This is a genomic window from Lentibacillus salicampi (assembly GCF_004565465.1).
Taxonomy (GTDB): Bacteria; Bacillota; Bacilli; order Bacillales; family Amphibacillaceae; genus Lentibacillus; species Lentibacillus salicampi.
Genome location: NZ_SRHY01000010.1, coordinates 49132 through 69468 on the forward strand (window position 1 = coordinate 49132; position 20337 = coordinate 69468).

The 20337-nt window shown below is 38.0% G+C and carries 28 protein-coding genes; 5 read left to right on the plus strand and 23 right to left on the minus strand.

The features are described from left to right. Positions 1 to 54: 54 nt before the first annotated feature. The 19 genes from E4U82_RS08690 to E4U82_RS08780 form a co-directional block, all read right to left on the minus strand. Positions 55 to 360 carry an ATPase gene (locus E4U82_RS08690; protein ID WP_209300551.1) on the minus strand — a complete coding sequence of 102 codons (306 nt, stop codon included), beginning with the start codon at positions 358 to 360 and terminating at the stop codon, positions 55 to 57. A 157-nt stretch (positions 361 to 517) separates the two neighbouring features. Next, positions 518 to 1027 (minus strand): hypothetical protein, encoded by a 510-nt coding sequence (locus E4U82_RS08695; RefSeq protein ID WP_135109807.1) that lies wholly within the window; start codon positions 1025 to 1027, stop codon positions 518 to 520. A gap of 93 nt (positions 1028 to 1120) precedes the next feature. Continuing rightward, a complete protein-coding gene (locus E4U82_RS08700) occupies positions 1121 to 1627 on the minus strand; it encodes a hypothetical protein (RefSeq protein ID WP_135109808.1) in 507 nt (168 codons plus the stop codon). Positions 1628 to 1866: 239 nt separating this feature from the next. Then, positions 1867 to 2766: a hypothetical protein gene (locus E4U82_RS08705; protein WP_135109809.1), complete on the minus strand. Its 900-nt coding sequence runs from the start codon at positions 2764 to 2766 to the stop codon at positions 1867 to 1869. A 300-nt stretch (positions 2767 to 3066) separates the two neighbouring features. Then, positions 3067 to 4260 (minus strand): PDDEXK-like family protein, encoded by a 1194-nt coding sequence (locus E4U82_RS08710; protein WP_135109810.1) that lies wholly within the window; start codon positions 4258 to 4260, stop codon positions 3067 to 3069. Between the two features lie 161 nt (positions 4261 to 4421). Beyond that, positions 4422 to 4661 carry a hypothetical protein gene (locus tag E4U82_RS08715; RefSeq protein WP_135109811.1) on the minus strand — a complete coding sequence of 80 codons (240 nt, stop codon included), beginning with the start codon at positions 4659 to 4661 and terminating at the stop codon, positions 4422 to 4424. A gap of 693 nt (positions 4662 to 5354) precedes the next feature. After that, positions 5355 to 5942 (minus strand): hypothetical protein, encoded by a 588-nt coding sequence (locus tag E4U82_RS08725; protein WP_135109813.1) that lies wholly within the window; start codon positions 5940 to 5942, stop codon positions 5355 to 5357. Between the two features lie 441 nt (positions 5943 to 6383). Further along, positions 6384 to 6866 carry an ArpU family phage packaging/lysis transcriptional regulator gene (locus E4U82_RS08730; protein ID WP_135109814.1) on the minus strand — a complete coding sequence of 161 codons (483 nt, stop codon included), beginning with the start codon at positions 6864 to 6866 and terminating at the stop codon, positions 6384 to 6386. A 54-nt stretch (positions 6867 to 6920) separates the two neighbouring features. After that, positions 6921 to 7091 carry a hypothetical protein gene (locus E4U82_RS19840; RefSeq protein WP_167751364.1) on the minus strand — a complete coding sequence of 57 codons (171 nt, stop codon included), beginning with the start codon at positions 7089 to 7091 and terminating at the stop codon, positions 6921 to 6923. A gap of 14 nt (positions 7092 to 7105) precedes the next feature. Further along, positions 7106 to 7348, minus strand: coding sequence for a hypothetical protein (locus E4U82_RS08735; protein WP_245183544.1), 243 nt, complete (start codon positions 7346 to 7348; stop codon positions 7106 to 7108). After that, a complete protein-coding gene (locus E4U82_RS08740; protein WP_135109815.1) occupies positions 7341 to 7763 on the minus strand; it encodes a hypothetical protein in 423 nt (140 codons plus the stop codon). Before E4U82_RS08740 ends, E4U82_RS08735 begins: the two co-directional genes overlap by 8 nt. Before the next feature lie 44 nt (positions 7764 to 7807). Next, positions 7808 to 8035 carry a hypothetical protein gene (locus E4U82_RS08745; protein WP_135109816.1) on the minus strand — a complete coding sequence of 76 codons (228 nt, stop codon included), beginning with the start codon at positions 8033 to 8035 and terminating at the stop codon, positions 7808 to 7810. Between the two features lie 13 nt (positions 8036 to 8048). Then, positions 8049 to 8252 carry a hypothetical protein gene (locus E4U82_RS08750; protein ID WP_135109817.1) on the minus strand — a complete coding sequence of 68 codons (204 nt, stop codon included), beginning with the start codon at positions 8250 to 8252 and terminating at the stop codon, positions 8049 to 8051. 101 nt (positions 8253 to 8353) lie between these two features. After that, positions 8354 to 8536, minus strand: coding sequence for a hypothetical protein (locus E4U82_RS08755; RefSeq protein ID WP_135109818.1), 183 nt, complete (start codon positions 8534 to 8536; stop codon positions 8354 to 8356). A 1-nt stretch (position 8537) separates the two neighbouring features. Continuing rightward, a complete protein-coding gene (locus E4U82_RS08760; protein WP_135109819.1) occupies positions 8538 to 9317 on the minus strand; it encodes an ATP-binding protein in 780 nt (259 codons plus the stop codon). Positions 9318 to 9329: 12 nt separating this feature from the next. Continuing rightward, a complete protein-coding gene (locus tag E4U82_RS08765; RefSeq protein WP_135109820.1) occupies positions 9330 to 10139 on the minus strand; it encodes a phage replisome organizer N-terminal domain-containing protein in 810 nt (269 codons plus the stop codon). Positions 10140 to 10211: 72 nt separating this feature from the next. After that, positions 10212 to 10727, minus strand: a complete 516-nt coding sequence (locus tag E4U82_RS08770; protein ID WP_135109821.1) for a helix-turn-helix domain-containing protein — start codon at positions 10725 to 10727, stop codon at positions 10212 to 10214. Between the two features lie 201 nt (positions 10728 to 10928). Beyond that, complete coding sequence (locus E4U82_RS08775) at positions 10929 to 11702, minus strand: phage antirepressor (protein ID WP_135109822.1); 774 nt, start codon at positions 11700 to 11702, stop codon at positions 10929 to 10931. Next, positions 11699 to 11944 carry a helix-turn-helix transcriptional regulator gene (locus E4U82_RS08780; RefSeq protein WP_135109823.1) on the minus strand — a complete coding sequence of 82 codons (246 nt, stop codon included), beginning with the start codon at positions 11942 to 11944 and terminating at the stop codon, positions 11699 to 11701. Before E4U82_RS08780 ends, E4U82_RS08775 begins: the two co-directional genes overlap by 4 nt. Positions 11945 to 12093: 149 nt before the next feature. On the opposite strand from E4U82_RS08780, the gene E4U82_RS08785 reads away from it, so the two are divergent. The 5 genes from E4U82_RS08785 (at position 12094) to E4U82_RS08805 (ending at position 16611) form a co-directional block, all read left to right on the plus strand. Next, complete coding sequence (locus tag E4U82_RS08785; RefSeq protein WP_167751365.1) at positions 12094 to 12486, plus strand: helix-turn-helix domain-containing protein; 393 nt, start codon at positions 12094 to 12096, stop codon at positions 12484 to 12486. 52 nt (positions 12487 to 12538) lie between these two features. Then, a complete protein-coding gene (locus tag E4U82_RS08790) occupies positions 12539 to 13942 on the plus strand; it encodes a thermonuclease family protein (protein WP_245183545.1) in 1404 nt (467 codons plus the stop codon). Between the two features lie 128 nt (positions 13943 to 14070). Continuing rightward, positions 14071 to 14670, plus strand: coding sequence for a DUF4352 domain-containing protein (locus tag E4U82_RS08795; RefSeq protein ID WP_135109825.1), 600 nt, complete (start codon positions 14071 to 14073; stop codon positions 14668 to 14670). Positions 14671 to 14834: 164 nt separating this feature from the next. Further along, complete coding sequence (locus E4U82_RS08800) at positions 14835 to 15218, plus strand: ImmA/IrrE family metallo-endopeptidase (protein ID WP_135109835.1); 384 nt, start codon at positions 14835 to 14837, stop codon at positions 15216 to 15218. Further along, positions 15184 to 16611 (plus strand): recombinase family protein, encoded by a 1428-nt coding sequence (locus E4U82_RS08805; protein ID WP_135109826.1) that lies wholly within the window; start codon positions 15184 to 15186, stop codon positions 16609 to 16611. Before E4U82_RS08800 ends, E4U82_RS08805 begins: the two co-directional genes overlap by 35 nt. 271 nt (positions 16612 to 16882) lie before the next feature. On the opposite strand, the gene E4U82_RS08810 is transcribed toward E4U82_RS08805, so the two are convergent. The 4 genes from E4U82_RS08810 to E4U82_RS08825 all read right to left on the minus strand — a co-directional run bounded on the left by E4U82_RS08810 (position 16883) and on the right by E4U82_RS08825 (position 20135). After that, on the minus strand, positions 16883 to 17098 hold the full coding sequence (locus tag E4U82_RS08810) for a DUF2922 domain-containing protein (RefSeq protein ID WP_135109827.1): 216 nt from the start codon (positions 17096 to 17098) through the stop codon (positions 16883 to 16885). Between the two features lie 33 nt (positions 17099 to 17131). Continuing rightward, positions 17132 to 17356, minus strand: a complete 225-nt coding sequence (locus tag E4U82_RS08815) for a DUF1659 domain-containing protein (protein WP_135109828.1) — start codon at positions 17354 to 17356, stop codon at positions 17132 to 17134. A gap of 451 nt (positions 17357 to 17807) precedes the next feature. Continuing rightward, entirely contained in the window at positions 17808 to 19001 is a 1194-nt protein-coding gene (locus E4U82_RS08820) for an MFS transporter (RefSeq protein ID WP_135109829.1), read from the minus strand. Between the two features lie 429 nt (positions 19002 to 19430). Continuing rightward, positions 19431 to 20135: a sulfite exporter TauE/SafE family protein gene (locus tag E4U82_RS08825; RefSeq protein WP_245183546.1), complete on the minus strand. Its 705-nt coding sequence runs from the start codon at positions 20133 to 20135 to the stop codon at positions 19431 to 19433. Positions 20136 to 20337 lie beyond the last annotated feature (202 nt).

A 20337-nucleotide genomic window follows, 5' to 3' on the forward strand; every position in this document is an offset into this window, starting at 1 on the left:
AACCGATTCATACACAAAGTTATTAGATTAATGCGCCCGATGATTGAATAGTTGTCACCTTTCCATTTTCCTCCACATTTTAAAATTATAAAGTAGTTGAATAGCAAAAACCAAGAAAAGTAATAATCCAATAATTATATTTGCTAAGATACTGAAGTCTGAAAAAAAGTAGACAACAATCAGAGCTAATATTACGACGGGGAGGCTTGTTAGGGTTCTAATCATTTTTCTTCTGTAAGATAATTTAAAATAATTTAATTTAAATCCTTTATCCACTTTAGCTGTCCCTTTAAAAACAATGGATAAAGTAACAACAACGATTACCGCAATAATAGAGGGAATAATGAAATCTTCAAACACTTAATACCATCCTTTAAAGCATTCTTTCTTACGTTCCCTTTTCATTACATATTTTGGCCGATGAACCACAATGATCGCACTTTTGTTCCTGGTAAGCACCCTTTTCTTTAACAAAGTCGTTCACTATTTATTACATCCGTTGTATCTATATTGACAGCTATCTTGAACTTTTGTTCTCTGCTTTATTATTTTCCTGTAAGTACTCAATAAAAAAGACAATACAGGCTACTACTATTGCAATCAAGAAGTTACTTGTTTGACTTAAACCAAAAATTAAGCCAATACCATAAAAAGCAAGTATCCGTATGAGCAGCAAGGCAATGTGATTAAATATGTTGTTCCCCATAATATGTTCTACTAATACACATATGAAGCTGTCAATAGTATATAAATATAGGAACAGAGAAATAGTTAAAAATATAAGTTGACTCGTGCTTATATTCAATGAAAACACTGTATTAGCAACGTTTGTTGACCCAAACAACGCTAATAAAACTAACGTAATTGCCACTGTAGGAGCCATTGCAAGGATAAAAGCAGTTCCAATAACGTGGAATAAATTTGCTTTTGTTTCTTCACGTTCTTTTTTTGTACCTTTGTAGATCCATATAGACAGAAACAAAAATAATATAACAAATAAAATTATTGCTGGTATAAATATTGTCATATAAACGCTCCCAATTATTTGGTGATTCGCCCGAACGTATTGTGGTATAAGGCAAATTAATGCTGAACTATGAAAGTACGCCGGAAAAATACTCTAACGCTGATTCGATGCCGCCCAAAATGCATAGACCACCCCTGCCAGCAGAATCGGCTCCAGTGTTAAACGTGAATCAAATACATCAACTACATAACGACTATTGAAAAACAATCCTTTTGCTTTTGTTTTTCCGATATGTTCATTATCAAGCATTAAATGGCCTTCCGTTTTAAATGCTTTTGCTTCAATAGCAAGAGTCATTTCTTCATTTAATAATTGGAACCCCACCCCGTCCTTGGCTAATAACCCTTTACCAGTACTCATTTTTGCAATTAAATTCCCATTATTCAAGACATCCCATTGCACACCATCGCGAATGGTGAAATATTGTTGGGTAATTTCATACGTTTTATCGAATCCTAACATTTCAATATTCACATCGTATTTAGCATTATGGGAATTGCCTTGACGCCAATAACGCATTTTTCCTATTTTCTTGGCATCTTGATGTACATCTAAATATTTTTTTGTCATAAACATTGGACGTTTAAATGTGATTATCACAGTATTTAGTCCCCTTACATTAAGATTGCATTTAAGACATTCACTCTTCAACCAATCTGGATCTAAATTGCATATTGGGCGTTTTCCTTTATTCCGTAATGGCGCCCGATAATTGAAAATACATTGATAAATCAAGCCATCCTTTGCCGTTGTTATTGTTCAAAGTACTCCCTGCAACACCGACTATAAATAAAATGCTTTTGTATGAATAATATCTTTTAAGTCCGATAAGGTCAATTTTATTTTTGGTTGCTTGTTAGCCGATACAGACTAAATGCAAGATAGACAAACAAAACGATCAGTTCGCTGAAGAACAAGATAAGTAAAAACCATTTGGTTTCCACATCATCATAATAATCCGCAGGATAAGGAAGTAATGTGCTTGGATATGCGATTCCAACTACACAGGCATAAATGAGTACGCCTAACCCGCCCCACATGCCATGAGGTGTTCCGTAATCATCCAGTATTTTTTGCTGTTCCTTCTTTTGTGCTCTAAGAGCCCTGAGGTCATCAGCCAGCTGATCGCATTCTTTTACCATGTCCCTATATCGTTGGTACTCCCCGGCAGGTTTAATAGCAGGAAAGTCGAATGAAGGTGGCGTAAAATGTGGAATCCCAAATCTGTTTGCTGGTTTTTCCTCCGGTAGATTTTTGTATACAACATCATATATAAGTTCGTACCAAGACTTTTTATCGGGATTACTTAAATCGGACTTCCCAGTGATAATATCGTCAAAATCACCTGGAATGGTACTACCCTCATGCTTTTGAATGATTGTTATTACTTCATCTTTTACAGAGTTAAACTGTTTGATGAAGGGATCCAATTTCGCTTTTGTGAATCCATTATAGTCGCTCTCATTAATCAACTGCTCGATTGATTTATCGGTGAGGATAAGATCTTCATGGTGCTCTGTGATGAAATCATTCGCATCCTCTTCAAGCAGTGCAGCATTGGATCTCTCGTACATTTCCTCTTTTACCGAAATATCATTATTGATTTCCCGCAGTCTCCGTTCAATTGTAGAACGTTCACTGGAAAGGGATATCACCCTACTCACCAAAAAACCGCCGATGATGGCAACCAGCGCTGCTGTTGCGGCGATAATCGAACTGATTAGTATGTTTAAATCCATATTTCATAGCTCCTTCAAAAAATCCTGTCAATCATCCTATTATATTGTATATATGTACCCGGAGAGGGACGGTTAACCCTATAATAGAAGACTGAGTGCGGGCGACTTTGTGTTAATATTGAAGTGTTATTTTCACAATCTCATTTACTATTCTATACCAATTAATTCAAGTGGAATCTTAACTTTGTTCCAGATTCGCGCCCGTTCGTATTATTGAAGAGTGAAAAAGTGACTGTTTTTATTTGCAATCTCAATTCAATATAAGGATGATTATACCTAAAGGTAGGATAAAATACCTCACTATAAAACGCTTTGCTCAAACACTTCTTGTATTTTCGCCAAATCTTGGTCAATGAACTGTTGAAACTTTTTCTCAATTTGTTTATAAATTTTTTCGTAATCTGGATTTTCATCAAAATGATTTGGTAAAAACTCTTTAGTAAATATTTGTGTATATTGAGGGCTATATTTTCTTGGCTTAAAAATACCTTGATTGTGTTCCGCAATTTCATAAATATTTTTTCTTTGATCAGTATCTCCCGGGCCAATCATAAGTTTAAGCTCTACCTTATTATTTTTGTTTTGAAATTCAAACAACAATAGTCTTTTAGTTGCTGTCCACCCATAACCTTTCTTCTCAAAAATTTTATCCAGTTTTTCGGTAGTAAAACGGATATAACTTTTATTTGAATTATCCAAAATCAAAGAAGGTGTTTGTTCAATTAGTTTTTCTAGGTCGTTTGCAATGTCCGAATATATGTCAGGCTTATATTCATATATTAGATCAAGTGCTTTTTTGTGCTTATAATAAATTTTCCTGCATATTTCTTCTAATTCATTGTCTCCCACAATATACCTCCTGACAGTTGCTATATATTGTTCTAGGAATAACCTAACGCTATCCTTCAATGAATCACCTTTGAAAGATACTCCTTTTTCTAAGATGTTTATCAAAGAATTATAATCAAAACTTATCCAATTTTGTGAATCACTTGCCTCTTCACCAAACGGAGTTAAAAAAATCAATAATTTGTGGTAATCCCAAAATTCCTCTTGAATAATGTCGTAGTACTTCTTTAACTGATGATTAGATTCACTGCTCCACACTTTGTTTTCGATGACAATTACAAACTTATTTGCTTCTGATACGGCCAATATGTCAATGTTTTTCCATTCTCTTCTGACGGAAAAATCATGGTAGTCAAGCAATGATACTTCCAGTGGATTATAATTTATGCCTGGAATGTCGTTACTAGTTTGATACACTACTTTTTGAACTAAATTTTTTATAATATAATCACCAAGCTCATGATTTTCCATTGGCGTTAACAGCCAGCTTAAAACATTACTGTGACGTATTTCCGTGTTAATCATTCCCATTGTTTCAAACACATTGAAGTTAGATAATTTGCTTTCGATTTTCTCCAATATTTCTACATCCATTAAGAATTTTTCAAGAGCTTGCCGGTTATTTAATTCTATATCATGCTTCACGGTATCCCTCCCAGTTTAGTATACAAAATAAGGAGCACATTTTCATGTACCCCATCTATACCTATCAAATTGCTATACAAAGCCGAGTGTCAAGAAATTTTCTTTCAGAAATGCACCCGTTTACAGAAGATAGATGTATGTTATGTTGGCGGTAGTGATCTTCAATTTTGTTCCCGATTATTTTTCAATGTTATTTTTGTAAGGTCTTGGAATTTAGATATTAAGTCTCTTACACATTGCTCACTTTTATATTCACCGTTTCCATTCTGGACAATATCCAACCTCGCATACACTTGCTTTAAAAAAGCTTTGGCATCCTCTCCATTCATCATATTTACACTTTTCAAAGTATCTTCATATTGTTTCACGGATTCCTTAGAAGGTATCTTGTCTTCAAACATTAAACATTCTCCTATCCCATTAATCTGTCTTATTCGTTTCATTCCACAATACCTATGCTTGCGGTATTCAAATAACGCCAGATTGATGAGCAATTTTTATATAAAAAATACTCCAATCAATAAACTGATGGTAAAAAGGATAAATGCTAGCTGTATCATGATGTACATAATCAATTCAAGTGACCCAAGTTTTCTTTGTCTTTTAGTTTTTTCTAAATGCCTTAGATAGAAACCAGAACTTAAAATAAGCAAAACGCTAGCTACGACTCGCAAAATTTCTGCAAAAAGAATCAAATGTATAACTTCCTTCCCCCAGGCATTCATTAATAACCCTTATATGCGATATTGGCGCGATCTCTTATTAGCGAATCGCGCCCGATTGAGGAAAGTCTTTTAATTCCGTTCCTTTACATATTTTGAAAACAGTCCAACAATAAGAACTAATAATCCAAGAAGTGTAGCACGAAGTATATTATTGTCTATGTATATCACTATTAACCCTATTAAACCCGCAATAATCACTGTTATGTACACGGTAGTAATCAATTTCACAAAATTACCCCTCCCCATACTTTGCTCCACAAAATGACCCGATGAATCAAAAAGGACGCAATTCTTATTCCGTAACTGCGCCCGATTGCTTAAGTAATTTAACCAAGTATTTGCAAGCCTCACGAAAAGATAATCTGCATTTTAAAGATTTAAAATGTGGACATAATCTGCTTGGTGAAGAAAGATGCCAATAATGGAAAACATTATTCCCATATAAAAAGTCCAGGGATTTTGACCTTTACTTCTATCCAAACTTCCAAGCAGTATTACACCTAAAAGTAAAGTGGCTATTGGAATGAATAAAAATTGAGGACCAAAAAGAAAACCAATAATACCCAAAATTAATATTGGTAATCCAAATACATTTTCTGAATCCAGTTCATTTAGCTGTTTTATTTCTTTATCTGTTAACTCTTCATAATCTAAAGAATTTCGTTCAAGAAAGTTGCTCAATTTCAATAGTTTAGGTCTTAGTGTTAAAAATATTTTTATAAACATTTTCGTTAACCCAATCGTGCAAAGTGAAACAAGTCCATTGGTTATAAGTCTACCGTATAAAATTCCTTCCAGATTCCATTCAATGATTTCAGAAAACAAGCTTCCAGCTATAGCGCTTATTGGAATTATAAGAACAAGTTTCATTTTTTTATATCGTAAAGTAAGTAATAAACTTATTATAAATGTTAATCCTGTGCCCAGAAAAGATTCTAGAGTCATTATCCCCCACATAATTTATCACCTCTTTAATTGAAGCCACGGTTTCCCTCTATTATTCCAGAATCTGGCCCGTTAATGGAATAATCATCACAGTTTTTTTTCCAAAAAAAACACCCTTTAAGATAATCATATCTCAAAGGGGAAAATCTTCGCAACTTCATTTTAAATTTATTTCTGAAAAAGAATTATCATGGATCAAATCAAATTTGTGTTAATTAGTTGGTTCATGTTAAATCCTTGTGCAAAAAATAAGAAAGAGAATGACGAATGGAATTCCTAGCACCCACATCCAAAATTCAGGTGAGTTGAGCATGTTTAAATAAAAGTCAGTGTGCATAAACCACTGAAAGAGAGACAAAAACACAATACCACAGAAAACTGAAAAAGCAATAAACAAAAATATAAGCAGCATTGCGAATAACGTTTTCTTAACTGTATGAACAAAAGTAATCATTAAGAATATCCTCTTTCAGAAAAAACCCCATACAGTTTGCGCCCCAATATATCTAATGCTTCTCTTTTCATTTTGTAGTATTTCTTTCTTCCAATATATAATTGGGGATAAATAATTTCATCACTATACCTTGATCCATCATTTCGTTTTCGCAAATACTTTAAATCAATCAACTCTTGTTCTATTGGACTTAATGATTGAATGGCTGAATGCAGCATTTCCAACCATTCCGATACTTGTATTGTTCTTATGGCGTACATTTCCGTCTTGCTCTTTTTAAAATTGCTGGACCCATGAGGCATATCCGATATGGATGAAACAATGCTCGGTACTTGCGTTTCGTTTGCCATTGCTTTAACTTTAAAATACCGGTTTAGCCAGTTCTTTTCCGCATGTTCAATATAGAAATTCTGTTCATCCCTCAAAATGTCTTTAATTTCCTCTTGCGTGAATATGTTCTCAACATCCGTGCTGAATTGCATGAAATGGTTCACCCTTTCTGACATCTTAGGTATTGATTTCAAGCTCGATTTTTTTTAATTGGCAGGATGAAGCTTAGCCAATGAATGTATGACCCATGCTAGCCGTTGAAAATAAATTGAGGCATGATCCAAATCATCTTGTTGGATAGCTTCCAAGGCTTTAGCTAGATTCATATCATAATAATTCCATTCTTGTTTCATATACGCTTGATCAATTTGAGACACAACTATATCCCCCTTTATAAGTTGTTACTTAAAAGCTCACTGACACAATCATATAAATCTTCTATATTGGAATAGCATTCATGGTTGGATTTAGTGATCATTTCGTACAGGCCGTGCTGATTGACTTGAACAGTTGCCTTTATTTCAGAAACAAACAATGATTCTTCACCTTGCAACATACCGATGGCAATATATAAAGGATCAGAGGCTTTTCCCAGGTATTCATAAACGTTTAATTGATGAGCTATGTCAATCACGATGCTCTTCCTTCCATCTGCGTATTCTTGCATCTGCGAAGTTACGTCCGGTCCAAATCGTCAATTCCTCCAAATAAAATGGTTCTTCACAACGCGGACAGGATGGCAGCATCTTTTTTCCTCGATACTTTTGCTCTAAATAGCGTATTGTCTTTAACCATGGTTTATAATTAATCATTCGCTTTCGTTGTTCAAGCATGTATTCCAATTGTTCATTCATTTGCTCCCAACGTGATGCCATATCATACATGGCATCATAGGGATCAATCATTGCCCCGCAGCTTGAGCACATGACCCTTCTGTTTCGTGTATCAAGCATGTATTTTCTTTTTTGGCATTTACATATCTTTTCCATCCCCCGATTGATTCGAATTTGATCCATATGAATGATCTTGTTAGGCAGTTGGTCGGCCATTTTACACTCACCCCGTTTATTAAATCTTATATAAACAGCTTTAATCAGCTTTGCCATGCCACCACTTCTTCCTCGCAGAACTCCTCACACGTAATGCCATATTCGTTTGCTAAATTCTCGATATGACTTTTGGAATAACCATTTGCTAAACACAAGCGCTCATAAAATCCGGCTTTCGGATTCGTGATTTTTAGCCAAAACAACCTTCTCTTCACTGCTTTCATATACGTCAAGTTACTTTTAGCTTCGCAAATAGACTGATTGATGTTCATTTTGATCCCCCTATCATTCAGTCATTGTCTTTTCTGGATCCGGATTCATGAGATCATGCAGCAACTCACCTATCATTTTTTCTTCTTCACTATTTTTTCCATTCAATGCTTCCATCCGCAGCCTGTATAAAGATAACGCTTCTCGCATAAGGTGTGCTTCCGAATAGCCGGCATGAATCACCAATGTCTTGTCATCACTTTTATTGATCACTTGCATCTATATCCTCCTCGATTAGATTTATTTATTTGACGATTCCACATATCAGCTAAGCATGGTATAATTGAAAATATCTTTTTGAACATCAGAAAGTTTGATATTTAGGCGTGTCGTTGCTTTCTGTTTTCCAGTTCATGAAGATATTTTCTTGTTTCAGCTGCCGTTGGTACATATTTGTCACCAACGGCGCTTTTATGTTGCATCCATTCCCGCCATTTCCTGTCGGTCTCCACTTGGCTATCCTTCGGGTCAAACACCATCACGCTTTTCATGCCTTTCCACATCTTAAAAACCCCTCCTTCTGTAATCTGAGCCGTTCATGACGATAACGTTTGTATGGTCCATCATTCTTGAAAAGTTCCGTTCATTCACCCGTTCTTTGAGTTCATCACTACTTAAATTAGTCGTATAAACGGTTGCTTTACCTAAGCGATTATCCAGTATTTCGAAAAGTTTAGACGTCGACCATTCTGTTTGCTGCTCTGCCCCAATATCATCCAGCACTAATAAGTCCACATGTTGAATAACGTTTAGCAGTTCATCCTCTGTGACACCTTTAGTATTATAGGTTCGCTTAATCTTCGTTAGCAGCTTTGGAAGTGAGAGAAACAAGCATTCATAGTCTTGTTTCATCAACGCTTTCGTTATCGAAACCGAAAGATGACTTTTTCCGGTTCCATAATCGCCTGTCAATAAGAGATTCTGTTTTCGATCAAATGAATGGCTATACGCCAATGCCTTTTCTTTAGCCTGTTTTAAGTTGGTGTCGGGTGCATCAAAATTATCGAATGTTGCTTCTTTCAGCGAGTCATTTATCAACGAATAATAATTAAATCTGTCCATCAGATTTCGATGTTTGAGCTGGTTGTATTTTTGTTCGGCTGCCTTTGCCAGCTTGATATCTTCACATCTGCATCCGTAATTTGCTGTAACTCGCTCCCCTTCACGTGGCCCAGAAGGGATGATCAATTCTGTTTGTGACACGTGCTGATGGCAATCATCACACACAAACGTTTGAAGTAATTTTTGTTCCGGACTTGTTATATTCTGTTTGATACTTTCCATCAGGATGCCTCCCTAAAATCCATAATCATAACCATCATTCGCAGTAGCTTGCTTCTTCTGTTCTTTTTTGTTGTTTTCAATTTCTTCCAGCGTCAATAACGATTGGTTTTCCCAGTTTCGGAGGATCCCCTCAATGTAATTCAACTGTCTTTTGTTATTGGCACATGCTACCTCCATAGCCTTGAGTATCACTTTTTCAGGTTGCTTAAATGATGAATCATCCAACCACGACAACAACTGGTTTTTTCCCTGAATATTATTGAACCCGAATCCGTTACCATCCCAAAATTGAGTGATTGCTGACACCTGTCGTTGTTCTTGTTCTTTGTCTTCTTTCTTCTTTCTTCTCTCTTGTTCTTGTTCTGTTGCGTTAGGTAGCGTTTCATGTAACGTTACGTTCTCAGAAGCCGCATCTTTGTTTTCTAATTGCTTTCTTTTCTGTTTTTCTCTATGTCGTTGGACTCGATTTCTTGTTTGTTTACGAACTCGTTCCATTCCCTCAACGTTCTGGTGTTTTCCCCAATTGCTAATGTGAATAAAGGAATCTTCGTCAATGTGAATCATGCCAAATTCACGTAAAGTCTTTAATGCGAGTCGAACAGTATTAACCGGTCTGCCGAAAATCGTAGCGAGCATTTCTTCCGTGTATGGAATATTTTCATTTAAATAAATATAGCCATTTGCGTTGGTTTTGCCTGCTTGCGCAAGTAATTTCACCCAGATTATTAGAATTGTATCTGCCTCTGGCATCTGTTCTATCAGTTTTATCTTTTCATCTTCAAACATAGATATATCCAACTTAATCCATTTTAGTTCTTTCATACTGGTTCCTCTTTTCGTGAAGGATTTTTATCTTTTGATTTCCATGCCTCAATTTAAAATGCAAAATATTACTCATTTAATTAGTTCTTCGGACTTCCATTTAGTCACTCGATCCCTCATACAATCCCTGACAGAAATATCATATTCCTGTTCAAGTCTGACAATAAATGAATTCGTAACCGCCTGGACATCCAGCAATTCTTTAATACCCTCAGAAACCTGAGTCCTTTCTTGTTGGTTAATATGTTTCGGTGGCTTAATTAAACTGATTTCATCGAACAAATCGATTGCTTCAGCCACCTCGTGTTTAAACATCTCCTTTAGTGTCAAACGGTGACATTCGACTGCTTTACCTTCAATTATTAATGGGGTAATATAGTATTGAGCTATCTCCCTGGCTACCTCAAAACCATATTGTGCATCGTTATAACTATTGACAGAGCTCTTTGCTAGTCCTTCAGATACCACCCTTTTTCCTAATTCCACTTTTGATACCATGGTTTGATCTAAATACAGATTGTCAGCAACATTCTTCTGAGATAACCCATTTCTTTCCCTCATATCTTTCAATGATTTTCCGATATTCACTTTTTCCTCCCTATTTGTCCTTTTTTGTTTATTTATTATGACTTCAAATAGTAGTATGCTAGATTCATGATACGCCCCGTTAACTAGATTTTTTCTCTGATTCTCGTTTGAGGATTCGCGGCATTGATGTTTTCTTAAAATAATCAAACATCAATTTCCGCGTGTATTCCTCGCTTGTTTTAAATGTAAGTTTCGCTGGCATTATGCTGTCACCCCAAACTCATCAGTTAATAATTTTGATAACTTAACTTGACCTTTGCCTGTTATAAGAGTAGTAACGTGTTGTACATTTCCTTTTGTTTTATGAGCGATGACTGTAACGGATGTATCGAAAAGACCTTGTTCGAGATAAGACTGTTTCGGTTGGTTCTTTTCTCTGCCGGATTTGATGAGAAATTCATTATCGCGTAGCCATTCGAACATTTTATTTCGTCCTAGCTTAATCCCGTACTCGTCATACATCATTTTTGCGAATGCACCGACATTAATTGCAGCAGTTGAATTTGAAACAACTTTTCCAAACGTGGTAAATGGTTCGTCCAGCCTTCGTTGTTGTTCAAGTTTTGCCCGTTCTTCACGTTCTTGTTTTAAGTTTGTTAGAAGTTGTATGCCGAAATCTGGATCATTCATGACATTTTCGATAGTGTTAGGTGTTGCGTATGCACCATGTTTTCTTATGGATGGGAGCACCTCCGAAGTGATCCACTTTCTAAATTGCTTAGCTTCCTTTTTACGGCTATCGAGAATGACATCATAGAGACCATCTTCATTAATAAAAGTTGCTTTTTGTTGTCGTCCTAAACGATCTTGGATGACCTCATTACTAATGACCCCATCTTCTAATCTTGTTTTTACCTGGCTGGGGTTACCGATTTCTAAAATGCTGCATACATCTTTTAAAAGAAATTTTGGTTCGCCTTCGTTTTCTAAAATGGTTAAGTTTTGACCATCAAACATTTTTGTTAATTGATTCATGAAATAACCTCCTCAGAAGTTCCAGGACACTTATTGTGTTCTATTATATTAAAAAAAATATCCTGAACAGACACATTATAGAATTCTGCTATTTGCACTTTTATATCGTCTCTCGGTATGCGTTGCTCTGTCTCATACATTTGTAATGCTGATACGCTAACACCTAATGATTTAGCCACAAAGTCACGGTCCATATCGCCGCGTAGTTGTTTTAATCTGTATGCAATCAAAGATTTATCCAAGTAATAACCTCCTCCCTGAACACGTAATGTGTCTCGAGCTATTTTTAGCTTAGGACACGTAATGTAGTTTGTCAACACATAAAACCACTTTTTGTATTTAAATATTAAAATTAACACAAAACGTGTTACAATCCTAGTAGGTGATGACTATGTCGATTCTTGGAAAAAGAATATCTTATCTAAGGAAAAAAGAAAATTTAAAACAAGAAGAACTTGCTCAAAAAGTTAATGTTAGTAAAAGCTCGATTGGCATGTATGAACGCGGTGAAAGAAACCCTGACTATGAAACGCTTCAGGTTTTGGCAGACTTTTTCCAAGTTTCTCGCGCCTATCTCCTAGGTGATACAAACAATAAAAATGCCGAATCATCAGAAGGTAATTATGATGATGACGAACAAAATGAAAAAGCCGCCATCATGAATAAAATCGCCGAGGATTTTCCTGATGCGGATTTGATGTTTCATGACCTAGCCAATATGACTGCTGAAGAACTTGAAGATGTGTATGATTATATAAAGTTTAAACAAAGAAAAAAAGATTAGATCACTTATACAAGAGAGGATGTTAGCGGATTTATAGATAAGGAGGGGGTTTATGTTTAAAGATAGGAAAATACTTTGGAAAAAGCACCCTGATGCTTATCATATACTAATGGCGGATCATAAAAGCGCGTCATCATCTTCTCAACTCATGGCCGTTTTGCTAGATGATTGTTATCTTCTTTATGAAACATCAAATAAAAAGAATATTGTGCTCATAGATAGGGTGAATTGGCACGATATTAGGTCGGCTAAGGTAGATTACTATGCTGTAAAAACGGAGTTTATATTTGAATCTGGTGAAACACATATTTTAATCCTTAATGAGAACCCAGATTCAACTGCAAAAGATTTCATTGAATCTATGACAGGATTGGAAATACCAGTTAAACGGAGAAAATGGTACCAAAAACTGCTAGGCTTTAGGTCGAAAAATCCATGGAAAATGATAACTGCAATTCTAATCTATTTTATCATGTTTTTCGCGATTGCAAATGCATTTACTGGTGAAGAAACCGCAGATACGAACTCATTGGATAAAGAAACTAATACTGAGGAAATAGAAGAACAAACAGATACAGATAGAGACCTTAATGGTGATAACAACTCCAATAACGATAAAAATAAACAAAAGGAAAATCAGGATAGTAAAAAATATACATCCTCAACAGATAACGAAGAATCCAACAAAGTCACCTCAACTCCTGATAATAAGAATGACATTCCAGATAAAGAGAATGCATCTCAGAAGAATTCTTTACAACAAGAGAATAAGAAACAAAATGGTGATGCTACAGCAACCGTTACTCGTGTGGTTGACGGTGACACAATAGAGATAAATCTAAACGGAAAAACTGAAGATGTGCGGTTATTGTTGGTAGATACCCCGGAAACCGTACATCCGTCCGAACCAGTGCAACCATATGGACCAGAAGCAAGTCAGTTCGCAAAAAATAAATTATCCGGCAAAAAAGTTCGCATTGAATATGACGGTCCAAAACGTGATAAATATGATAGATTGCTATCCTATTTATGGGTAGACGGAAAGAATTTTAATAAAATGCTACTTAGGCAAGGCCTTGCTCGGTATGCATATGTCTTTGACCCACCATATACACATAGCGATACTTTCATGAAAGCTCAAAACAAAGCAAAAAGTGAAGGGAAAGGAATATGGAGTCGAAACAATTATGTAACCAGCGATGGATTTAATTATCAAGAACAAAAACAAACAGAGAATACAACCGCAAATAATGAATCCAGCTCTTCATCAACCAGTAGTGGTTCATCAAGATTGAAATATAACCCAAATGGCCCAGATAGAGATTGTGGCGACTTTGATACTCAGCAAGAAGCTCAGGATTTCTATGAATCTGCAGGTGGGCCTGGTAGTGATCCTCACAGACTTGATGGAAATGATGATGACGGTGTTGTTTGTGAAACTTTACCAGCTGCTTAGTTTATAAGATATACATTTATATGTACACCTTATATTATATAATTATGTATGAATAAAAAAATATAACTGCAATCCCTATGCTAGGCATAGTTTATATAGATAGATAATAATTTTAGGGGGCAATTAGTATGAAGAAATTTATGAAATTCGGATGTTTAGGATTCATAGGTATTATCGCAATTATTGTTATAATTTCTATAGCATCCGGCGGAGGCGAAACAGACACTGCTTCTACCAATGGTTCTAACAACGATTCAGCAAATGAAAACAAGGAAGATTCATCGGGGGAAGAAAAAACTGAAAAACTTCCTGGAATAGGAGAAGCTGTAGAAGTTGGCGCTATGACATATACGATTAATGAAAAAACAACAGCCAAAGAAGTTGGTCCATCTGTAGCACCTGAAACAGCCAGTGGTAAGTATATCGTATTAGATATCACCGCAGTTAATAACGGGAATGAAGCTGTAACCATTGACGGTTCATATTTTAAAATTAAACAAGGGGAGAAAACTTTTGAAGCTGACTCTATGGCTAGTACCACCGCAAATCAAAACGAGGATGGAACAATCAAAAACAGCTTCTTTATGGAGCAGTTAAACCCCGGCTCTGAATTGTCCGGCAAGGTAGTATTTGATGTCTCTCCAGACGTTGCAGGAGCTGACAATTTAAAGGTCGAAGCTCAAGAAGGCATTTTCGGTTCAGTCACAAAAACAATTAAGTTGCAGTAATCAACAAAAAATTATGGTGTACATTCATTTGTACACCATATCTTATAAATTATAATCGAACACATATTCTATTATGGGGTGGTCAATTGTTTTTCACATATTTAGAAGACTTTATAACTGACCTGTATTCAAAGTTGCAAATACACGAGCCATATCAATTGGATATGTTTACAATCGCAAAAAAACTAAACATCAATATTGTTTATCGGAAAACTATTTTTCGATTCGGTAATGACATTGTGCTTATTAAATCAACAAAACAAAAAGAATGGCAAAGTTTTGGACATGAATTAGAACATCGCCTCCAGCACGTAGGGCAACAGTTAAATATGCACTATCTTTTCAGGGACTTGCAAGAATATCAGGCGAGACATTTCGCTTACCACTTTTGCGTTCCAACGTTCATGCTGCAGCAATACAACGATTTAACTGTCTGTGACGTTATGAACCTATTTAATGTCGAGTATGGATTCGCTTTAAAACGGCTAGAAATGTATGAAAGGAAGTTGTTAGATGAGGGCAGCACTATATGTCAGAGTATCTACTGAGGAACAAAATTTAGAAGGGTATTCAATAGAAGCACAAAAAAATAGATGCATGTCTTTTATTGAATCGCAGGGAGATTGGTATCTTTCAAAAGTATACGCGGATCCGGGACATTCTGCCAAAAACTTAGATCGGCCAGCCGTGCAAGAATTAATGGAAGGCGCTAAAAATAAAGAATTTGACGTGTTAGTCGTGTACAGACTAGACAGACTTGTCAGGTCTGTACTTGACTTACATAATTTATTAGAACTGTTTGACAAGCACAACGTCAAATTTAAATCAGTCACTGAGGTATTTGACACGACAACGGCAATGGGGCGTTTTTTCATCACTCTTGTTGGTGCAATGTCGGAATGGGAAAGAAGCAATCTATCCGAACGTGTTTCTTTTGGCATGGAACAGATGACACGTGAGGGTAAGTGGAAAGGCGGCCATGTTGGTTATGGCCATATGCATATAGACGGTCACATGGCCATAAATGAAGATGAAGCTCGCATTGTCAGAATGATGTATGACTGGTATCTCACAGGAATGAGCGATAGAAAAATCGCGAAGGAATTGCGCAAACGCGGAATTATGACACGGGGTGGTGCTCAATGGTCAGAATCACATGTCAGATATACATTGTCAAACCCGAAAAATAAGGGCGATTTACGATACGGGATCGAAAAAGAAAAGTCAAAACAATTTGTTGTTGAGGATATTTATCCGCAAATTATTGACGTCGACACATTCGATAAAGCTATGAGCATACGAGAATCACGACGAACGTTTCATGGCAGACAAGCAACAAGTGATCATTATTTCTCCGGTATACTGACTTGCTCCCGGTGTGGGAGAAGCATGGTAGGCCATATGGCCAAAGTAAACGGAAAAAGACTTAAAAATTACGTTTGCCTCGGGAGAAGACATTTTGAATGCGATATGCCGTCTATCAGCGAACGTATTATTGAACATAATTTTTTACAAGAACTCCGTCGCGGTATAGAAAGTGAAAGCATTAATCAAATCGAGGAACCGGCACAAGATAATGCGGACGAAATCAAAGCGCTTAAACGTGATTTGAATAAAATAAAAGACCGGCGTAAAAAATGGCAATACGCTTGGGCAAATGAAATCATGAGTGACACTGAATTTCAAGATCGCATGCAGGAGGAACAAGAACTAGAGAATGACATACAAAATCAATTAAATGACTTAGACGAAGCGCAGCCACATGTCGTTGATGAAGCTGTTCTTGAAATGATGTCGGATGCGGTGGAAAACTGGGGCAATCTGGAATCGACCGAAAAAAAGCAACTAATGCAAATTGCTTTTGATAAGATCATTGTGGATAAAGTAGAAACAAAAAAAGTCCTGGACAGAGCAAATATAATTGAAATTGTATTTAAATAGTCTATCATAAAAACAGGCAAGCCAACTTCCGCGACAAATGACACCCATGTTTCCACTGACATAACCTCCCTTTGATTTTTAATTATTTTTGTCCAGCCGATTTTCGGACTTGAGGGGGACAAAGGGACGGAGGAACTGTCCCAACTTGTGACGGGTGGAGCAAGCTTTGTTCGCCTGTTATCTGCACTTTTGGGACACGAGCTCCGACCCTTTGTCCCGCCTTTTCAGAAAAGAACCAGGGCACTACTGCCGCTGGTCCTTCACCTAATTCCTATGGCAGTTCGATTTCGGTGACATTGCGATCGACAATGCGGGCGCTCTTTTTGGAAACGAGTTCACCGCCTGATGATGTGAAGGCATTTTGCGTGAGGATCTCATCCATTGCACTGTCGACAGCATCTGGGTCGACCGGTTCAACTGGTTTTTCCAGCGAATAGGTGACCGTCTTTTCGTCTTCATTTGAAAATTTCAATTCAATCTTTTTCACCGTTTGTCCTCCTTTCTTTGATTGATGATAGCGTTACTCCTCTGTAATTTCGGATTCGTCGTTACGTTCGATCGTATAAAGCGGGCGCTCTTGGAGTCCCGCAACAGCCGTTGCAATCGCGTACAATTGATCAGCTGTTGCTTCTGGCTTCACATTGTTAAAGCTTTTTGATTTATAAACGGTCTCGCCGGTCATCATATCGTCCCCGTCATCTAAAATCAGCGTTAAGCGCGAACCGACTTTTTGTGCTGCAGCCATCCTGATCACCTCCTTTCACCCCTATAATCGAAAGAAAGGTGCAAAAGGGGGCATCCATCGAAATTTTTTATATGCTCCTTTTTGAAAACTGGCTTCGATTATAGTTAAAACTGGAGGGGAGTGGGGCTTAAGAAATAGACAAAAATTACCTGATACGAGCCTAAACTGCAGCGGGTAACTTTTGTCTAGCATTCGTTGAAATACTAAGTTTAATAGCTTATGCATCCTGGGGAATGGACCTCATTCAATTCTTCCAGCCATTCAAGAGGCTTTACGATTGACCGTGCTATCCTCAGTGATTAGGTTGAAAATCTGGATTGGAAAACAGGAAAGGGGGGGGTAAGGACTAGTTCAAGTGCTCATTACGTATAATCAACCCAGTGACTAAACTTAAGAACACTTTCACATCCACACCGGCATAACATGTTCAAGCTGCCGGGCCTTGGCATTGTCAGGCGGCTGTCCGGACGGCTGCTCTCATATATAGATAGAAGTAAAGCAGGATTGAAAACAGGACAGACCCGGCCGCTATCAGATAAATCATATGGTAGCCAAATAGAGAGGCAATCTGACCGAATGATATTGCACCCAGGCCGACACCTAAATCAAAACAGGAAAAAAACGTGGCATTGGCCATCCCTCTTCGATTATCCGGCGACTGGTTGACCGCCCAAGCCTGCAGTGTCGGCTGGACAGCGCCGAATCCGAGACCGTACAATGCAGCTGCAATCAGCATGACGCCAGTGTTCGGCAGCCATGAAAGCAGGAGCATAGCACAGAAAATGAGTATCGTTCCCGGTGGAAAGACATATAAATGGCCTTTTTTATCGTAAATTTTACCCGCAAACAATCTGGAAATCATGAGAAATGCTGCATAAACCAGAAAGTAAAACTCAATACCGGCCACGCCGCTCTCCTCGGCATAGATGGGTAAAAATGAGGCAATGCCGCCGAATGTAACAGTGATAAAAAATAACAATACGGACGGTCTGACCGCGGATTTTTCAAACAGATCAAATTTAACCGTGGCTGCCTTATGCTCCGATTGTTCGACACGCTTATAATGAATGCGTGAAGACAAAATGAAAGCTGTCAGGCCCAGCACAGCACATATCAAAAACAACGACGTGAATGAAATGTGTCCCGTTAATGCCAGCCCCAGCGAAGGGCCGAACGCAAGCGCCAGATTCCCGGACAGACCGAAATAGCCCATCCCTTCACCGAGACGTTTCGGTGGAATGAGGTCTGTCGCAATGGTGCCTGTCGCGGTTGTCGATAGCCCCCAGCCAACCCCTTGGACAACCCGCATAATAAATAATAACGCAATAACTGAAATAAATGCGTAAGAGCCTACTGACAGGACAAAGATAGCCAGGCCTGTCATATAAACGAATGCACGCCCTTTCGACTCGAGGGCATGACCCGCGTATGGCCTGAGCAGCAATGCAGAGAACGTAAAAATGCCCACGATCAAGCCAATCTGCCCATCACTTCCACCAAGTTCCTCCACGAATAATGGCAGCGTCGGCAGGGTCACTTGAAAACCCAGAAAAATGAAAAAATTCGCCAGGCAAATGCGTACAAAATCCTTTGTCCATATTTTATCCTGAGCAGGTGCTGATTGTGTTTGCGCTTCGGTCTTCATATTCTTGAGTCCCCCTTTTTCGTCCCATTGAGGCTCGGATCGTTATCGTTGATGTTGAGGCATTCACCGTTGATAGGGGTGCCGCTACCCCCGATGTTGAGGTATTCACCGTTGATAGGGGTGCCGCTACCCCCGATGTTGAGGCATTCACCGTTGATAGGGGTGCCGTTATCCTCGATGTGGCCGCCTTCACCGTTGATAGGGGTGCCGCTACCCTCGATTTGGCCGCCTCTACCGTTGATAGGGGCGCCGCTACTCCCGATGTGGCCGCCTCTACCGTTGATATTTCGGATGCTACCGTTGACTCCTGAAACATAGTATACATGAGTCCAGCCCTAATATAAAATGGGAACAAGTGAGGAGTTTGCATTTAGGTGCAGTGATCAACGTGATTGCGGATCATAAACTTTGGCGTTTCAATCTGCGGGACTATAACTGCTGTAATAATAAATAGATTCCGGTAAAAAGCAGCAGCGCATATGTTAGTTTGCGGAACAGGTCCTGATTGATCCAGCGAAACAGGATTTGTCCCAAAAACAGTCCGATGATGACGATTGGTAATCCCGTTGCACTTGATTTCCAAATTTCCAGCGACGTCCCGGCGAACATCACCTGAATTAGCAGGCTGATCGCGTAAATCCATAAATAAAATGCCAGTGTTGTGCCGCGCAGTTTTTCCTTTGTCGCGTCAGTACCAGAAAAATACAGCAATAATGGTGGACCGGGCATTCCGATACTTGTTGTGAACGCACCCGAAAGCCCCCCTGCTCCAACGTCACGTTTTTGTGATCCGCGAATTCGGAATTTCAGCATCAGCAATACCGTCAGAGCGAGGATCAGCACACTGACACCCAATTTCAGCAGTGTCATGTCGAGCATCGAAAAGATCGCCATCCCAATTGGCAAACCTGCCAGACTCCCAACGACAAAGCGTTTTAATATGCCAGTGTCGATATCCTTTTTAATGGTCATGAGGAGCGATGCTGAAATGACGAGTGATAAAATCAAATTAATCTGGATGGCGTCCCGCGGTTCAAATAATAACAGCAGAAACGGTGTCGCCATGATGGAAAAGCCGAAACCCGTACTTGTCTGCAAAATAGACGCAACCAATATGATCATAGAAAATAGCATAATGGAATCCAAATAAACACCTGCTACAATTAATATTTTTTCCAGTATAACAGATGTCATGACATTTCAAAGATGCATAGAGTAGGGTAACCTTTCTCAAGGCTACCCCCTCATCAAACCGCACGTGCCCTACTAAGGCATACGGCTTACCAGCGTGTTACATTGTTAAATCAATCTGTTGCTAATCGTTGGCTGGCATTCA

Bases quoted from the DNA above. Each gene is read 5' to 3' on its own strand.
- E4U82_RS08750 (WP_135109817.1), bottom strand. From the start codon at position 8,252: ATGCAAGTGATCAATAAAAGTGATGACAAGACATTGGTGATTCATGCC.
- E4U82_RS08785 (WP_167751365.1), top strand. From the start codon at position 12,094: ATGTCGATTCTTGGAAAAAGAATATCTTATCTAAGGAAAAAAGAAAAT.
- E4U82_RS08695 (WP_135109807.1), bottom strand. From the start codon at position 1,027: ATGACAATATTTATACCAGCAATAATTTTATTTGTTATATTATTTTTG.
- E4U82_RS08790 (WP_245183545.1), top strand. From the start codon at position 12,539: ATGTTTAAAGATAGGAAAATACTTTGGAAAAAGCACCCTGATGCTTAT.
- E4U82_RS08715 (WP_135109811.1), bottom strand. From the start codon at position 4,661: ATGTTTGAAGACAAGATACCTTCTAAGGAATCCGTGAAACAATATGAA.
- E4U82_RS08745 (WP_135109816.1), bottom strand. From the start codon at position 8,035: ATGAACATCAATCAGTCTATTTGCGAAGCTAAAAGTAACTTGACGTAT.
- E4U82_RS08705 (WP_135109809.1), bottom strand. From the start codon at position 2,766: ATGGATTTAAACATACTAATCAGTTCGATTATCGCCGCAACAGCAGCG.
- E4U82_RS08755 (WP_135109818.1), bottom strand. From the start codon at position 8,536: ATGTGGAAAGGCATGAAAAGCGTGATGGTGTTTGACCCGAAGGATAGC.
- E4U82_RS08740 (WP_135109815.1), bottom strand. From the start codon at position 7,763: ATGGCCGACCAACTGCCTAACAAGATCATTCATATGGATCAAATTCGA.
- E4U82_RS08795 (WP_135109825.1), top strand. From the start codon at position 14,071: ATGAAGAAATTTATGAAATTCGGATGTTTAGGATTCATAGGTATTATC.
- E4U82_RS08820 (WP_135109829.1), bottom strand. From the start codon at position 19,001: ATGAAGACCGAAGCGCAAACACAATCAGCACCTGCTCAGGATAAAATA.
- E4U82_RS08815 (WP_135109828.1), bottom strand. From the start codon at position 17,356: ATGGCTGCAGCACAAAAAGTCGGTTCGCGCTTAACGCTGATTTTAGAT.
- E4U82_RS08760 (WP_135109819.1), bottom strand. From the start codon at position 9,317: ATGGAAAGTATCAAACAGAATATAACAAGTCCGGAACAAAAATTACTT.
- E4U82_RS08825 (WP_245183546.1), bottom strand. From the start codon at position 20,135: ATGCTATTTTCTATGATCATATTGGTTGCGTCTATTTTGCAGACAAGT.
- E4U82_RS08775 (WP_135109822.1), bottom strand. From the start codon at position 11,702: ATGAATCAATTAACAAAAATGTTTGATGGTCAAAACTTAACCATTTTA.
- E4U82_RS08725 (WP_135109813.1), bottom strand. From the start codon at position 5,942: ATGTGGGGGATAATGACTCTAGAATCTTTTCTGGGCACAGGATTAACA.
- E4U82_RS08805 (WP_135109826.1), top strand. From the start codon at position 15,184: ATGAGGGCAGCACTATATGTCAGAGTATCTACTGAGGAACAAAATTTA.
- E4U82_RS08765 (WP_135109820.1), bottom strand. From the start codon at position 10,139: ATGAAAGAACTAAAATGGATTAAGTTGGATATATCTATGTTTGAAGAT.
- E4U82_RS08800 (WP_135109835.1), top strand. From the start codon at position 14,835: ATGTTTACAATCGCAAAAAAACTAAACATCAATATTGTTTATCGGAAA.
- E4U82_RS08730 (WP_135109814.1), bottom strand. From the start codon at position 6,866: ATGCAATTCAGCACGGATGTTGAGAACATATTCACGCAAGAGGAAATT.